We start from the raw sequence: 15,828 nt of genomic DNA on the forward strand, positions 1-15,828 counted from the left end.
AATCATTATTGAAATCTAGACATCTCATATTCATTAGCCTTATTTGCTCTATCCATCTTTTTGGCTTACACCACAACTTTGGTCCCTCATTTTATTTTATTTTAGACGCATTAGGTTTTTCTTTGATTTTTGCAGATTTAATATCTAAAAAAAGAAAATACCACAATAAAGATCCTTTTAAATTTCTATTTATAGGCCTTTTTGTAGCTATTGGGTTAAGTGCTGTTTCATGCTTTTTTTATCATGACCAAGACATAATCTCAACAACAATCGCTATGAGGTACTTTATCTACCTCTTGATATACTTCCAACTTCAGAAAGTACATCTCACAATTGATTGGATTGAAAAGGGAATAATAATTGGTGCAATTTTATATATGTCTGCTTTTACTCTTCAATACATATTATTTCCATTTAAGATTTTGGATTATGGTAGTATAACAGAAATGGAAAGAGGGCTTTTACGTTTTCGAATAGAAGGTGCAGGATTTCTAATGCTAGCTACATTTTTGGCACTGAATAGATTTATAGAAAAACGAAGTATAAAGTTTCTTATTTTTTACACAATCGGAATGGTTTTTCTTTTTATGCTAGGATTCCGAACACTACTTGTAGCCGGAATAATCTCTTCTTTTTATCTCATTATTAAACTCTCAAAAAAACCTTCGCTGATAGTTCGAAATACAATTATTTCAATTGCTCTTAGTTCCCCTTTATTACTTGTAGACGAGGTCAACTCATACATTACTGAGATGACAGAGATTAGTGAAAAACAAATAAACTCTGGTGACGATTATATCAGAAAAAGAACTTTCAAATTCTACATGGAGAAAGTAAACATTGATGAGATAAGTTTACTTTTTGGAAATGGTTTCCCTCAAGAAAATAGTAAATATGGTAAAATAACTCATAGCGGTTCAAAACTGTATGGTTATATTTTCGCAGACCTGGGAATCGTTGGTTTTGCCATTATTTATGGCTTAATCGCAACATTATTCTTCCTCTTAATACTTATAAAAGCTATTCGAATAAAAACTGACCGAGAGTATTATTACCTCAGTGCATATTTCCTTTATATTTTTATTGCTTGCTTTACTACAGCCGAACTTTACAGAGCAGGAATTTTCGGAATACAGGCACTTGGGCTCTTCCTAATAAGCAGAACTAAAATCTCATAAAATACACTATGAAAATTTCAATCTTAACTTTCCATAACGCAAATAACTATGGAGCTCTTCTCCAATGCTACGCTTTAAGTAAAGTATTAAAAGAAAAAGGTCATACCGTCGAATTATTAAACTTTATTCCTTCAAAAAAAGCTGCGGGGGCTAGTATTAAGTCTATTATTAAAAGAGTAATATTCATAAGAAGATTAAATAATTTCAGAAAAGAGGAACTTCCTGCGGTTACTATCAAATATTCTAGTTTAAATGACCTTCTTGAAAAACCTCCTAAAGCCGATTTATTTATAGTTGGCAGCGATCAAGTTTGGAACTATGACATAACAAGTAAACATAGTGAAATATTTTTTTTTAATTTTTTAAGAAATGAAACACCACGGATGGCCTACGCAGCAAGCTTTGGATTAGAAAAATGGGAAGTAGGCTCAAAGAGAGAAGAAATACAATCATATCTTAAAAAATTTATATCGATAGGCGTTCGAGAAATTGAGGGCGGAAAAATCTTAAAGGAACAATTAAATTCCAACTCCCACCTGGTTTTAGACCCAACACTATTATTAAACGACTATACTAATTTGCTAAAGAGTAATACAGGTGTCAAAGATGCAGTTGTGGGATTTAAGTTTGAGAAAGGAAAAGAATGGTATGATTGTATTAAATATGTAGCATCTCAATATGGAGTTAAGGCTCTTTCATTAAATGAAAATAAAAAAATAAATGGAATTCAATCTGTAAGAATGCCAAGTGTAAAGAATTGGCTCTCTCATCTAAATAAGGCTTCATTTATTATTACAGACTCTTATCATTGTATGCTATTTTCAATTATTCTTAAAAAGCAGTTTATAGCATTACCAGCTAACCCCAAAAGAATAAGTAGGATGCGATCAATTTTAAAAATTTTGAATCTCGATAACAGGTATTACAACAGCATCAATGACATTTATTTAGATGAACATTGGAAAGAAGAAATAGACTATAATAAAGTTCATTTGAAATTAAATGAGTTAAGAAAAGAATCTCTTTTATTCTTAAATTCTAGTATAGGAATCGCAAAATCCGAAAACAGTAAATAGTAAAAATGTGAAGATAATTGTCTTACCATCATTCTACCCAACAGATCTCCATCCTTTGCGAGGAAGTTTTTTTAGAGAACAAAGTATTGCAATTTCTAAAAGAGTAAACTCCCTATCCATTATATTTCCAGAATTGAGAAGTATTAGAGATATTACTTTGTCGAATATTTTAGATTATCGGTTTCAATATACTTCTAGTGAGGATGAGGGAATTATTACGTATAGAAAGCATAGGATTAACTTTTTCAAAACAAAATTCGATTTAGGGTTAGGTCAAAGACTTTGGATAGAAGCATGTTATCAAATGTGTGTTAATTATATTAAATCACACGGCAAGCCCGATTTAATACATGCTCACTGTGCACTAGGAGCTGGGGCTGCAGCTATGAAAATAAAAGAAAAATATAACATTCCATATGTTCTAACGGAGCATTCTACTGGCTACGCTAAAGGAATTTACAAAAAAGAATTAAAAAACAACATAAGAAATATATTCTTAAATGCAGATCAAGCAATTGCTGTTAGCTCACCATTCAAAAAACTTCTGGAAGTACAACTAGACCTACCCCCAAAGACCATTAAAGTTATTCCTAACTTTATTGATACTGACTTTTTTATACCAAGTTACAAAAAGAAGAGAAGTTCTTTTAAATTCCTCATTGTATGCCATTTAGTCTCAAAAAAGAGAGTTGACAGGGTTATAGATGCCTTTTCCAAACTCATTGATGAGTTCCCGCAAATTGAATTAAAAATAGCGGGAATGGGTGATCAATTTGATTCTTTAAGAAACCGTGTTTGTCAATTGCGACTTGAGAATAAAATATTATTTCATGGTCAAGCTTCAAGAGAAGATGTAAGGAATTTAATGCAGGAATCGGATTGCTTTGTATTATCTAGTGATATTGAAACATTTGGAGTGGTATTAATAGAAGCGTTGTCTTGCGGAATACCTGTAATTGCTACTAGATCTGGAGGTCCTGAAGATATTGTTAATAAAGTAACAGGTACACTTGTTAACAGAACCGTTGAAGAACTAGCAAACGCAATGAAAAATATAATTATAAATATAGAAATTTATAGTGCTTCAAAACTTAGGAATGAAGTATTAGATAAATATAGTTCTGAGTCTATATCTCAAAGGTATGTAGATTTATACTCCAAAATCTTGTCACTTTATCAATAAAATGACAAAATCGTAACTTTTAAAACTGGCTATTTAAACTAAAAAATACCTTCAGTATCTCGAATCTTTTGAAAGATTCGAGATAGAACGTCTAGAAACACTTTCAGTTTTAATCCTCCCATAAAAGCATAGATTCAGATTATAACCTATAAAACATAGTCCATGAATAATTTTGATGTACCAATACTCCTCCTCATTTTTAATAGACCAGAGCATACTTTTAAAGTTTTCAATAAAATACGAGAACTAAAACCTAAAACATTATTTATAGCAGCGGATGGTCCAAGAAATTCTAACGAAAAAATATTGTGTGATGAAACTAGAACAATCGCAAAACTAATTGACTGGGACTGTGAGCTATCCCTTCTTTTTCGAGATGAGAATTTAGGATGCGGAAAAGCCGTTAGCAGTTCAATTGATTGGTTTTTTTCTAGTGTTCCATCAGGAATAATTTTAGAAGATGATTGTTACCCAACAGAGGATTTTTTCTTATTCTGTAAATTTTGTCTAGAAAAGTATGAATTTAATGATGATGTCTTTCAAATAAATGGTTTCAACCAGTTTGGCGGTCACAAAGAGTCTGGAGACTACTTCTTTACAAAATACCCAAGAGTATGGGGCTGGGCCACATGGAGAAGCTCTTGGATAACTAATGATTTTCAAATGAACAATTGGAAAGACCTAAGGAAAAAACCCCTTGCTCTTATAAAGAGATTTGGATTCATCGAGGCTATAATTCGGTATATCATTTGGCAAAAGTATTATACAAGCTTAGCTAATGGAATTCAAGCAAGGTCTTGGGGGTATCAGTGGCACTTAAACATCGTATTTAGGAATGGATTGTGTATTCAACCTGAAGCAAATTTAATAACTAATATTGGAATGGAGGGTGGAACAAACTATTCGAAAGATAGTGCTAATAACGAATCCGTTCCTTTTGGAAAATTAACTCAACCAATTCATTTGATTGAAGAATCAGGGAGCAAGTTTGACAAACTAATGTCAAATAAATATCTGCAAGAAAGAATATCAAACTTTAAAAGAAAACTTTTAAAATAATTAACATGCTCAAAATCATTTCCTATACAAATAAATACGTTAGAAATAAACTTCTAAACGATCTACGGTATCCAGTAAACATTAATTTCCCAATAACTGATAACTGCAATTCCAAATGCGTCATGTGCGATGTTTGGAAAGAGAAGTCCGACAAGGACATTTCACCTATTCAAATAAGAACTATTTTTGACAACAAGCTTTTCAAAAAAGTTAAACATATAGGCTTAAGCGGAGGCGAACCGACTCTCAGAAAGGACTTAGTTGAAATAGTAGATATTCTCCTAGAAACCTTACCTAAGCTAAAAACAATAAGTATTACTTCGCATGGTTACCATAACGAAATATGGAATTCAATAATTGGTAAATTAAAATCCCTAACAAACCAGCACTCTGTAGAATTGAAAATAAATGTTTCAATTGATGGTGATAAAACATTACATAATATTAATCGTGGAACTAAAAGTGCTTTCAAAAAAGCTACAAAAACTATTGAAACTTTAAAACAAAATGGGATTCAAGCTCAGATTCAACACACGGTTACTCCAGTAAACTTTAATGGCCTAAATAGTTCATTAAAGTCAATTAAAGGTCTTTCAAATGATTTCGTTTTAAGACGTTCAGTAGAGGTTGCTAGATTGGACAACAAAAATACAATCAAAGAATTGGGTGCTTACGATAGGTTAAATTCAGTATTCTCAGATTTTATTCTAAACTCAAAATTATTGTCTCTAACAGCCAATCCCGCCAGGAGGTTATTTTATAAAGACTTAGCAAAAAGACTTTCTCGTGGTAGCTCTAGAAAAGCTCCTTGTTATTACCAAAACGAAGGTTTAGTGGTTACTGCAACAGGTGAATTGTATCATTGTAGTATAAGCGAAAATTCAATTGGAAATGCTTTAAGCGAGGACGCTCATAAATTATACTTTAGCGAGAAGAGCAAAAGTATTAGACAAAGCCTACTACAAAATACTTGTCCAAAGTGCTTGCATGACCAATCCGGAGCTTGGTCACCATTCAAGCTTGCCCTCGAAATCTTAGAGCATAAAGTCCCTAGAGTCTTCCAAAACACAAAAAAAATAAAAAAACTATTCGGTTTAACCTCATCTTATCTCTGGTCTGAATTAAAATATTTTTTTAGAGATAAAAATATCAGCGTTTCCGAAGCTTATGAATACGCTACAATTATTGGAGCTTATGGTGGAGAACATGTAGGTGATAGTGCTATACTTGGAGGAGTAATCAATAGAATTAACAAAAAGTATGGTGTCCATGATTTTCTTGTTCTTTCAACAAGACCAGATAGAACTAAGGTGTGGCTTGATGGCCTAATATTCAATGACGGAATAAAAGTTTCCGTAGCTAAAGATGAAGCGATTTCCACTGAAGCAATAAAAGGTAAAGAGTTATTGGTCTATGCAGGAGGTCCAATAATGGAACTATATCAAGATCTATTTATGCACTTGACAACTATAAATAATTTCAAATATAGAAAAATCCCATTTATAATTGAAGGTTGCGGATTTGGACCCTTTAATAATCCATTTGGTGAGTTTTTGGGTAAATCCATTCTAACAAAAGGTGATCATCTAACATTAAGGGAGAAAGTTAAGTATGACTTGGATTATGTGCTAGAGCATGACCCTGCCTTTGACTATATTAAATCTACTGATCTAGCTACAACCAGAATTGACAAATCTATCATTGACATATGCTCCCAACTAAAGCTTAACAAAAGCAACGTTATAGTTAATTTGAGACCATTATGGTCTAAATATGCTACCAATGAAAACCTAAATGAAGTCAGTGAGAATATAATAAACGTTTTATCTGAGTTGATTAATACAAACCCAGATAAACACTTTGTTTATATACCCTTTAATTTTGATCATTATGGCTTTTCCGATATGGAACCTGCAATTAAACTCAAGTCTAAACTTGCTAACAAGACAACTAACTTTACAATCATCGAAAGAGAACTTAATTTCAAAGAGTGTATAACTGTAATGACATCTTGCCATCTAAGTATATGTATGAGGTTTCATGCCTGCATCTTTTCTTCTTCCCTAGGAATTAAAACTATAGGTATAGATTACTCATCAAGTGGAAAAGGCAAAGTATATGGTTTATTTGAACAAGAAAAAATTGAGAGAATTAGCTCAATAAATACAATCAATATAGATGAACTACAATCTTTTGTAAACTCTTGAAAATTTTAATCATCCATAACGCCTACAAGTTTAAAGGAGGAGAAGACTCCGTAGTTGAGCAAGAATACGATCTATTAAAGTCAAATGGAGTTAAAGTAGATATCTTAAAATTTGACAATGACGAATTACCTAAGAATAAATTAAAACTTTTCGCCTCTAGTATATACAATACCGTTTCCTATAAAAGACTACATAGAAAACTGAGTGATATTAAACCTGACGTTATCCATATTCACAATTTATTTTACGCCGCTTCTCCATCTATACTTTATGCTGCTAAAGAATTAAAAGTTCCTGTGATAATGACTGTTCATAACTACAGATTGGTATGTAATGCCGCAACTTTACTAAGAGATGGGGCTGTTTGTGAAAAATGTATACAAAAGACATTTCCTCTCTCAGGAATTAAAAATGCTTGTTTTCAAGAATCTAAGCTCAAATCAGCCCAATTAAGTTTAATAACTGGGCTTCACAAAATTAAAGGAACTTGGAAAGACAAAGTCTCCAAATATATTTTCTTAACCGACTTTGCTAAACAAAAAATATCTAGTTCCTCTTTAAACTTGGATTTAAAGAAGTGTACTGTTAAGCCCAATTTTGTTTCCGATTCTGGAAATCCTGAAATACTATCAAGAAGCAACTCCTACCTATTTGTTGGAAGGTTATCTAAAGAAAAAGGTGTTGATATACTTATAGAAGCTTTTAAAACCTTGCCTTACCACCTAAACATAATAGGCACTGGCCCATTAGAAGAAACAATTCAAGCGGCTTCACGGGGAGTATCTAATATTTCATTTTTAGGTCTGAAAGATAAAAAAGAAGTTATTCACTACATGAAAACAAGCAAGGCATTAGTTTTCCCCTCCATTTGGTATGAGGGTATGCCTATGACAATCTTGGAGGCCTACTCTTGCGGTACGCCCGTTATTTCATCAGATATAGACAATATCAATGAGATTATTTTAAACAATAAAACTGGTCTACACTTCAAAACTGGCTCTCATAAATCTCTATCTGAAACAATTAGAAGGTTTGAAAAAATAGATAATTCTTACTTGTATTCTGGTGCCAGAAAAGAATATGAAGAAAAGTATACCTCGCAAAAAAACTACGAGCTATTAATTAATATCTACGAGGAAACTATAAACGATTATAAAAATGCAGCTAATTAATTTTCAGCTAAGTAGGTACAGCTTTCATTTTTTAGTAAATGAGATTTTCGATTTATCTGAGAAAAAAAAAACTAATTATATCTGCGTAGCCAATGTTCATATGTTTATTGAAGCTCAAAACGATTTAGCATTTCTTAAAATCATTAATGAGGCAGATTTGGTAACACCAGATGGTAAACCTCTTTGTTTAGCTCTAAAATGGCTATATGGAATTTCACAAGAACGTGCAGCAGGAATGGATTTATTACCAGTATTGCTCCAAGAATCTGAAAGAAAAAAGGTAAAAGTTGGGTTTTACGGCTATACCGAAGAAGGCCTAGAAGTAGTTAAGCAAAAATGTCAAAAGCTATACCCTAACTTAATAGAGCCTTTATTTATATCTCCTCCATTTAGAACTTTAAGTCAAAAAGAACAAGAAGAATATATTACCCAAATGAATAAGGCCGAAATTGAGCTTCTATTCGTTGCACTAGGCTGCCCAAAACAAGAGAAATGGATGGCTAGCATGAAAGGTCAAATACAAGCTACAATGATTGGCATAGGAGGTGCTCTCCCTGTTTTTGCGGGTTTGCAAAAAAGAGCCCCAAACTGGATGCAAGATGCCAGTCTTGAGTGGCTATTTAGGTTATCACAAGAACCCAAACGCCTTTTTAAAAGGTACTTTATAACAAATTCACTTTTTATCTATTTGATAGTAAAAGAAAAGTTTAAGCTAAGCATATTTCCCAGGCATAAAAAATCAGTACTTCAAAATTCAAGAACACTGTAAATTGGATAATTAATTCTACCCAAGAGAACCTTCAACTGGAAAGACATTATGTCCACTACTTTGGGCACTCTGACTGGCCTATTATTAGCAACGGCGATCTTAAGTCTAAAAGATACAATTATAAGAAAATCAGACACTTAACTGCTTTCAGTTAAGTGTAAAATTGAATTATTCTAATATTTTTTATAGTGCATTTAGGAAGTTTTAACATATCCTTACCGAACAATAAATAAACCTTTAAATCTTCTTAAAGTACAAGTTTTTTCGATATGTTCGTATAATCAATTTTAACACAAATCTATATAGTCATTTATTTAAATTCCTTTAATCATGTTAAGCAAAATGAACACCCGTATACCCCTTATTGCTTTATGCCTCTTAATGGCGTTTGGCCTTACCAACTGTAAAGACGATGCCGTAGAAGAACCTATCGTTTACAACTTTGATGATGACTTTAAAGACATTAAAGTAGAGGCTGTTACAGAAACAGAACCAGCCGCTGTAGAAAGCACAGAAGCTAGCGTAACAACATCTGCATCCACAGAAGCAGCTGCCCAAGCTTTGATAAATGGCACAGAAACCGCCGAGCTTACAGCAGCAAAAGATGAAATAGCCAGTACATTATCTGAAGATGAAGCCGCTGCTATATCTGCTACATTAGAAGCGGATGGTGAATTAACGCCAGCTCAGCAAGCTCAACTTGATGCCATATTAGCCAGTAACACTTTTGCCTCATTCTTACCTGCTTCTGTAGCTCCTACGGTAGATGGCGTAGAAGTGAACGCAAGAAAAAGCACAAACAGCACCAAACAGGTTACCTTATTAAATTTAACAGAGATGTTATTAGGTGTTTCTGATGAATGCTCTGATGCTGCTACAGCCTCTTTTAACGCAGTTAAAGCCACTTTAGATGCAGCTAAAGCTTCTCAAGATGCAACCATTAACGCAACCTTTACTGCAAGGCAAACGGCCATTGCTGCAACGCTTGCCACAGATTTAGCTGCCGTAACCGAAAAATGGGCCACCCAACGTGCTGAAGCTAAAACATTCAGAGATAACCTATTTGCCAGCATTAATAATCCATTTATTAGAGTACTTTTTAATGGAATTTACAAAGCTCAACTTGCAGCCATAAATATAGCAGAGGCTAAAGATATAGCAGCTAAAAACAAGGTAAGCACTACGGCTTTAGCAAATGCTACCGCCGCAAAAGACGCCGATTTAGCTACTTCTGCTAGCAACTACACCACTGCCTTAAACAATGCCACTGCTACTGCCGCTGCTGCTGCTGCATCATGCCATAACCAAGGCGGTTCTAACTAATAAAGTGAGTTTTCAATTTGCTTTATATGGATAACAAAAGGAGGTGAATTTTTCGCCTCCTTTTTGTTGACTTAATAAAAAAAATGCCTTCTCCTCTGAAAAAGCTCTTTCTAACGCTATTTCTCCTGACTTTCACGCTTTATGGCTACGCCCAAAGAAACCTTTCAGGAAAGAAAGGCTTAATTTATGTTCCATCGGCAGAGGAAAGCCAAGACGGAGAATGGAGTGTGGGTTATATATACAACCCCATAGACTATAGCCTAAGAGGAAATGGCGTATGGGCAGAACAAATCCTCTTCACTAATATTAATTTACTTCCTAGGTTTCAAGTTTCCTTTCTTCTTTTACAACAAAGGCGAGATGGGAAAAGAAAAGAACGAGACGGTATAGGCGACCGTCAATTAGATCTTCGCTATCAAATAATTCGAGAAACAAAGAAAAAGCCAGCCTTGGCTCTACTTATGTCTTCTCCCTTTACCATTGACGCTGCATTACAAACACATGTACTGGTTGCCTCTAAAACTTTTAAGAAAAACCATTTCAATATAACACCAAGCTTAGGATTCGGAAGCCCCTATTATTTTTACAGAGCAGAAGACAACCTAAATAATGGAAACATTTTTTCAGAGCTCACGCTTCAAAAAAAATCCGAAGATAACTTCAATAACAAATACCTAGTGGGTCTTTTTGGTGGGCTTAAATGCTCCTTATATGAAAACTACCATCTCCTAGCAGAATGGGATGGCCAAAAAGTCAATGCTGGCATTAGTGCCACATTCTTTAAAAAACTAAATGCTCAAGTAAGCCTATTAAACTTTGACCAAGTCTCTTTTGGTTTTTCGTATGCTACCAATCTTAAAACACGGCCATGAGTATTAAGAAGCATATAATTAGCAGCATTATCTTTTTCAGTCTACTACCTGCCCTAGTTTCTGGACAAGACCGTTTATTAAAATCATTAGAAAACATACAACTAAAAGATTCAATTTTCTTGTATGAACAGCGTGTACATAGAAACCAGTTTAAGTATTTTGAAGCTGTGCATGCTACCTACCCGTCTATGAAAGGGTATTCACCCCTATTCCAGGGTGTGTCAATGGGTACATACAGCTTTCAAAATGGTAGCATAAATTACAGCGGTGAGAAAGTGAAGGCGAAAACTACAAAACCCTTTGGCAAGCAATATAAATTAGACTTTTGGGCACAGCCAGTATTCCAGGCTTATTTTGGAAATAAAGACCAATCAGTAGAAAGTAAAACTAGCATCTTACTAAACACACATTTAATATTAGGCAAAGGTCTTTCTTTTTATACCGGAATTACTTTCCCTTTAATAAACGACTTAGACCCACAACCATTAAACATACGGCTAGCTCCAACTTATCTAAACCACTTCTATCATGGAAAAAACTCAAATTTCTTTGCTAGTTCTGTCGGCCTCTTCTTTAACGACCGCTATGGCATAAACGTAGAGTACCAACACATGGACTTTAACAAAAAATGGTCTTATGGAGCAGAGGTATCTTATACGGGTTATTATTACCTATACCCTACTTCTTACAAATACACAGACTTAAGAGAACTACTAGCTTTAGCCAATCTTGCCTATAGATTTCCTAAGAATGATTTAACAATAAACCTCACGGCAGGTCAATTCCTTCACCAGGATAAAGGCTTTAGACTAGACTTAATAAGGCAATTTAGCAAAGCAGAGATAGGCTTCTTTGGCAGCTTTACAGAAAACGGAGCCACCATAGGTGCAAATCTTGCCATAAAAATTCCACCTTCTGGTGCTTTAGAGTCTAAGAGACTTAGGCTCCGCACCATAGAAGATTTTAGATGGGAATACATATACTCCCGAGGATTTAAGATAGCAGAGCGTTTTAGATTACATTATAAACTAGACCAAAAACTGCGACAATTTCATAACAGTTTCTGGCAAAATGAATCACAAAAAGGTAGCTAAGGTGGCTAGTATTAAAACCACTAACACTATGGCTCTTCCCCAATTCTTTTCGGTTTGTACTTGTTCTGTTTTCATGGTATTTTCTTTTAGTAAGAATTGAGTATGAATTTAGGGTATATTAGTAAACCAGCAATATAATTTTCCCACTATTTATTATTCGGCATCCTACTCATTCGTATAGTCCTATTTGAACAAGGAATATTTGTAATAAAAGTAACAGAAAACAGTTTAAATACAGCAGCTAAAGTGATTTCACAGTTTTATTATACCTTTATTCAGGCAGGGCGAATAAGTTCTCAATCAAGATATATATTGCTATTTCTAGCCCCATTATTTTGCTCAAAAATAGTATTTTGCCAAGACAAAGCCCAAAACAGCAGCGACCATGAAATTAGACTAAACTTAGGTAGCTCAGGCGTTCAAATAGCATACACATTGCCCATCAAATTAGAGCAAGATATCCGCCTAAAAACAGGCCTCTTTTTTTTACAATTCAAGAAACCTATAGGCATCAATTTAGCAGAAAATAGCAGCATCAATTTAAGGCCAAATTTTCAAGCATACGGCGTTTCCTTTGCAGCAGAAAAGCCACTATTAAATTGGCTAACTATTTATGCCGAGAGCAGGTTTATGCTTCATCAAAAATGGCACTTAAATCTTAGCACAGATAATAGTATCGACTTAAACGGCTTAAGCTTAGAAGCCGATGACTTCGGCACCATTGACGCTTCTCTAAAATGGTGGAGTTTACAGCCAGGAATAGGGATTCTATTAGGAAAAAACAAACCAGAAAATACGTGGAACGTAGCTGCCAACATAGCTACCTACTATATGGGAGGCCCAAAAGTTAGCCTCCGCTATGAAGGATTTCTGGAAACCACCACTTTGCAAGATGCACTGCCTATGATAGAACATAACATGAGAAACTACAGTTTCTTCCCGGCAATAGGCATCAACATATCATACAAGGTAAAGGATAATCGCAATTGAAAAGGCTGTACTACATTAGCACACTACTCCTATGTGCATTAAACCATGCATGTACCAGCCCTCTAGAAGGCATAAACCTTGCTTTTAAAGAGCCTGTAACAAGCGGCAGATATACTTTTTATATAAGAGATTATGAAAATAAAGTTCCTGAAAACTTAAACTTTGAGGTACTAGGGCCAGATGCCAATTTAATAGTAAATACGCTCAATGATGAGAAATTAGAAATCAACGAAGACGGAAATTTATCACTTGCTTTAAGAAGAGATATTTCACCCTCTAAAGACTCCCTTATTAACTTCTCGGTAAGGATAAAGTCTGACGAAGACCACCTTCCTTATTTAAAAGAATTTCAATTACAAAACAGAGCCAACTTTACCTCCACCGCGAGAATTGCAAATCTTGGAATATTACAAAATAATACACAAGGATTTTACCTGAAAAACGGTACGAATGTAGCATCAGGCAACAATGGTACTATTCTAATAAAATCAGAAATTCCAGAAAACAATACATGGACTAGCCTACAGGGAAATACGGATACTAAAGAGCTTTCTTTTATCAGTCATTACTATAATGAAAATGCAAAAGGCTTTATACCAAATGCTGGAGCAGCTACCCAACCTTTTAATGAAAATGGAGATGCTTTGGATTACAGTTTTGACCTTGCTGAATTCTCAGGCGGTATTTATCTGCAAGGTTATCATGACTTCAAGGAAGCCGAAAACTGGTCATCTCCTATTCATTTAGAGCTAAGTGTAAATGAAAACGCTGAAGATATCATGCACTATGACACTTTCACCCGCCGTGTAACTCACTTTGGTACGCAGGCCGTAAAAACAGACGGAAACAGACATTACATAGATTTAAACATAAATAAGCCTGGCTACTGGTATGCAGGAAAAATAAGGGCTCTATGCCGAGAAGGCCTTTGGCTATCAGTAATAAGTAAGTACACCGACCTCGACATTCAATACCTAACACGTGTACGTGATGCGGAGACTAATGCGGTGGTCAAAACTTTATACAGCAATATCAATTTTCAAAACAGACTCAGAATAAACTACCTGCCTAAAGAAACAGAAGCGGTCTTTGTGGAGCTGTATGATTACTCAAATTATCATGGCGGTAATTCCAATGAACCCTTTTGGACCTCTAAAATTATTAAGAACTGTGAAGACAGCGAAAACGTCATGGACCTCTTTAAACTTGACGCTCCTGACTTTGTAGACGTCAAATTTGTAGTTCAGTGCCCTAGTGGAACGGATTTCAACCCTGAGAGCCTACCAAAAGAGATGCGTGCTCAATTCAGTTTGGCAGGAGAAAACAGCTATCGCACACTTACAACATTCACACCAGAAACCCGCCAAGTAAAAACCTATAAACTTAAAATTGGTGAAACATACGATTTTAGAGTAAGTACAGATGGTGGCGTAACCTGGCCCTATAAACAAAACAATTACCTCATAGAAAATCAGCGATGGCAATTCCTAATTTCAGCTGATAATTACTGCATATAAACCATGAGAACTATAACAAAAGTAGGCTACGTTAAATTAGTCACAGACGGCCTTTTCCTGACCGGATGCTTCTTTCTCTCCATGCAATTAAGCGGAAGAGGGATTTTGGAATCCGACATTATTATTTTGATAGTACTGCTATCTAGCTGGTATTTTTCTACCAAAATATCCAACTTGTATGATGAATTCAGAACAGAAACTTTTGTTGGAGAGCTCCTTTTAATTCTCCAAAATGTAGTGATACAGGTATTCATAGCCGGCCAACTGTTCTTCCTACTAAATCAGAGTCATTTTGCCCGTACTTTTGTACTTTATTATTCCATAACCATACTGATATGCCTAATCACTAAAAATTACATTACAAAAAAGGCACTCCTTCACTACAGACAAGGTGGTGGCAACACACGTTATGTGGTTTTTGTGGGCTATAATAAGATTACTGACGACCTAATAAGTAGAATAGAAAAGAATCCACACTATGGCATGAAAGTGTTGGGCGTTATTTCTAACGAAGAAGAAAATAAATCATTTTCGGATTTAAAAGAACTAGAGAAATTCTACAAAAACAATCCCGATGTTATTGTTGATGACATCATTGTCACTACCGACCATTTGAATAAAGACATTCTCCAAGGTCTTTATAATTGCTGCGAAAATAAAGGGGTACGATTAAAGTTTGTTCCAAACTATAGCAACTACTATTTAAACAGGGTTCAATTTCAGCTTTTTGGAAACTACCCCCTAATTACCTTACGCAGCGAGCCTTTACAGCAAACACATTGGTTATTTCTTAAAAGAGCGTTCGATATCATATTCTCTGGATTAGTGTTTCTTTTAATCTTTTCATGGCTTTTCCCTATTCTTGCCCTTTTGATAAAATTAAATTCCAAAGGCCCCGTATTTTTCAAACAAGACCGATGGGGAGAAAATGGTAAAAAGTTTAAATGCTATAAATTTAGATCCATGGTAGTAGACAGTCAAGATGTCAAAAAGTCTGGAGCTTTTAATCAGGCTACACAAAATGACCCAAGAATTACTAAGATTGGAGCCTTCTTAAGAAAAACAAACTTAGACGAGGTTCCCCAATTTATAAATGTACTTAAAGGAGAAATGTCAGTAATAGGGCCGAGACCACACGCTCATGAGCATAATGTTAGAACAAAAGACCTCATTGACAAATACATGATAAGACACTGGGTAAAACCTGGTATTAGTGGCTGGGCTCAGGTAAATGGCTACAGAGGAGAAACAAAAACAAATGAAGCCATGCAAAAGCGTATAGATTTTGACATTTACTATATTGAAAACTGGACCTTTTGGTTTGACTTAAAAATCATACTCATGACCGTTTACAATATGATGAAAGGAGAAGAAAATGCTTATTAAGC

13 protein-coding genes are annotated in these 15,828 nt (G+C 34.7%); all 13 read left to right on the forward strand.

The window, feature by feature from the left end; translation table 11 throughout:
* The first annotated feature begins 275 nt into the window (after nt 1–275).
* Entirely contained in the window at nt 276–1,178 is a 903-nt protein-coding gene (locus tag AADJ06_RS08670) for a hypothetical protein (protein WP_341226036.1), read from the forward strand.
* An 8-nt stretch (nt 1,179–1,186) separates the two neighbouring features.
* Nucleotides 1,187–2,254 carry a polysaccharide pyruvyl transferase family protein gene (locus AADJ06_RS08675; RefSeq protein WP_341226037.1) on the forward strand — a complete coding sequence of 356 codons (1,068 nt, stop codon included), beginning with the start codon at nt 1,187–1,189 and terminating at the stop codon, nt 2,252–2,254.
* Between the two features lie 7 nt (nt 2,255–2,261).
* A complete protein-coding gene (locus tag AADJ06_RS08680; protein WP_341226038.1) occupies nt 2,262–3,437 on the forward strand; it encodes a glycosyltransferase in 1,176 nt (391 codons plus the stop codon).
* A gap of 162 nt (nt 3,438–3,599) precedes the next feature.
* Nucleotides 3,600–4,496: a nucleotide-diphospho-sugar transferase gene (locus tag AADJ06_RS08685; protein WP_341226039.1), complete on the forward strand. Its 897-nt coding sequence runs from the start codon at nt 3,600–3,602 to the stop codon at nt 4,494–4,496.
* 5 nt (nt 4,497–4,501) lie between these two features.
* Entirely contained in the window at nt 4,502–6,703 is a 2,202-nt protein-coding gene (locus tag AADJ06_RS08690; protein WP_341226040.1) for a polysaccharide pyruvyl transferase family protein, read from the forward strand.
* On the forward strand, nt 6,700–7,875 hold the full coding sequence (locus tag AADJ06_RS08695) for a glycosyltransferase family 4 protein (protein ID WP_341226041.1): 1,176 nt from the start codon (nt 6,700–6,702) through the stop codon (nt 7,873–7,875). Before AADJ06_RS08690 ends, AADJ06_RS08695 begins: the two co-directional genes overlap by 4 nt.
* Nucleotides 7,862–8,644: a WecB/TagA/CpsF family glycosyltransferase gene (locus AADJ06_RS08700; RefSeq protein ID WP_341226042.1), complete on the forward strand. Its 783-nt coding sequence runs from the start codon at nt 7,862–7,864 to the stop codon at nt 8,642–8,644. Before AADJ06_RS08695 ends, AADJ06_RS08700 begins: the two co-directional genes overlap by 14 nt.
* A gap of 342 nt (nt 8,645–8,986) precedes the next feature.
* On the forward strand, nt 8,987–9,967 hold the full coding sequence (locus AADJ06_RS08705; RefSeq protein ID WP_341226043.1) for a hypothetical protein: 981 nt from the start codon (nt 8,987–8,989) through the stop codon (nt 9,965–9,967).
* Nucleotides 9,968–10,050: 83 nt separating this feature from the next.
* Nucleotides 10,051–10,839, forward strand: a complete 789-nt coding sequence (locus AADJ06_RS08710) for a YjbH domain-containing protein (protein WP_341226044.1) — start codon at nt 10,051–10,053, stop codon at nt 10,837–10,839.
* A complete protein-coding gene (locus AADJ06_RS08715; RefSeq protein WP_341226045.1) occupies nt 10,836–11,933 on the forward strand; it encodes a YjbH domain-containing protein in 1,098 nt (365 codons plus the stop codon). Before AADJ06_RS08710 ends, AADJ06_RS08715 begins: the two co-directional genes overlap by 4 nt.
* A 312-nt stretch (nt 11,934–12,245) precedes the next feature.
* On the forward strand, nt 12,246–12,923 hold the full coding sequence (locus AADJ06_RS08720; protein WP_341226046.1) for a hypothetical protein: 678 nt from the start codon (nt 12,246–12,248) through the stop codon (nt 12,921–12,923).
* Complete coding sequence (locus tag AADJ06_RS08725) at nt 12,920–14,440, forward strand: hypothetical protein (RefSeq protein ID WP_341226047.1); 1,521 nt, start codon at nt 12,920–12,922, stop codon at nt 14,438–14,440. The genes AADJ06_RS08720 and AADJ06_RS08725 overlap by 4 nt, the downstream gene beginning before the upstream one ends.
* A 3-nt stretch (nt 14,441–14,443) precedes the next feature.
* The gene (locus tag AADJ06_RS08730; RefSeq protein ID WP_341226048.1) at nt 14,444–15,826 is read left to right on the forward strand and encodes an undecaprenyl-phosphate glucose phosphotransferase; all 1,383 of its coding nucleotides are present in this window, start codon (nt 14,444–14,446) and stop codon (nt 15,824–15,826) included.
* The last annotated feature ends 2 nt before the right edge of the window (nt 15,827–15,828 follow it).

Origin of the sequence: uncultured Arcticibacterium sp. (assembly GCF_964021845.1) — a bacterium.
In the GTDB taxonomy this organism is placed as follows: domain Bacteria; phylum Bacteroidota; class Bacteroidia; order Cytophagales; family Spirosomataceae; genus Arcticibacterium.

Excerpts from the sequence above, each read along its gene's own strand:
- AADJ06_RS08690 (WP_341226040.1), top strand. The coding sequence starts at position 4,502 with ATGCTCAAAATCATTTCCTATACAAATAAATACGTTAGAAATAAACTT.
- AADJ06_RS08710 (WP_341226044.1), top strand. The coding sequence starts at position 10,051 with ATGCCTTCTCCTCTGAAAAAGCTCTTTCTAACGCTATTTCTCCTGACT.
- AADJ06_RS08675 (WP_341226037.1), top strand. The coding sequence starts at position 1,187 with ATGAAAATTTCAATCTTAACTTTCCATAACGCAAATAACTATGGAGCT.
- AADJ06_RS08705 (WP_341226043.1), top strand. The coding sequence starts at position 8,987 with ATGAACACCCGTATACCCCTTATTGCTTTATGCCTCTTAATGGCGTTT.
- AADJ06_RS08685 (WP_341226039.1), top strand. The coding sequence starts at position 3,600 with ATGAATAATTTTGATGTACCAATACTCCTCCTCATTTTTAATAGACCA.
- AADJ06_RS08670 (WP_341226036.1), top strand. The coding sequence starts at position 276 with ATGAGGTACTTTATCTACCTCTTGATATACTTCCAACTTCAGAAAGTA.
- AADJ06_RS08700 (WP_341226042.1), top strand. The coding sequence starts at position 7,862 with ATGCAGCTAATTAATTTTCAGCTAAGTAGGTACAGCTTTCATTTTTTA.
- AADJ06_RS08715 (WP_341226045.1), top strand. The coding sequence starts at position 10,836 with ATGAGTATTAAGAAGCATATAATTAGCAGCATTATCTTTTTCAGTCTA.
- AADJ06_RS08730 (WP_341226048.1), top strand. The coding sequence starts at position 14,444 with ATGAGAACTATAACAAAAGTAGGCTACGTTAAATTAGTCACAGACGGC.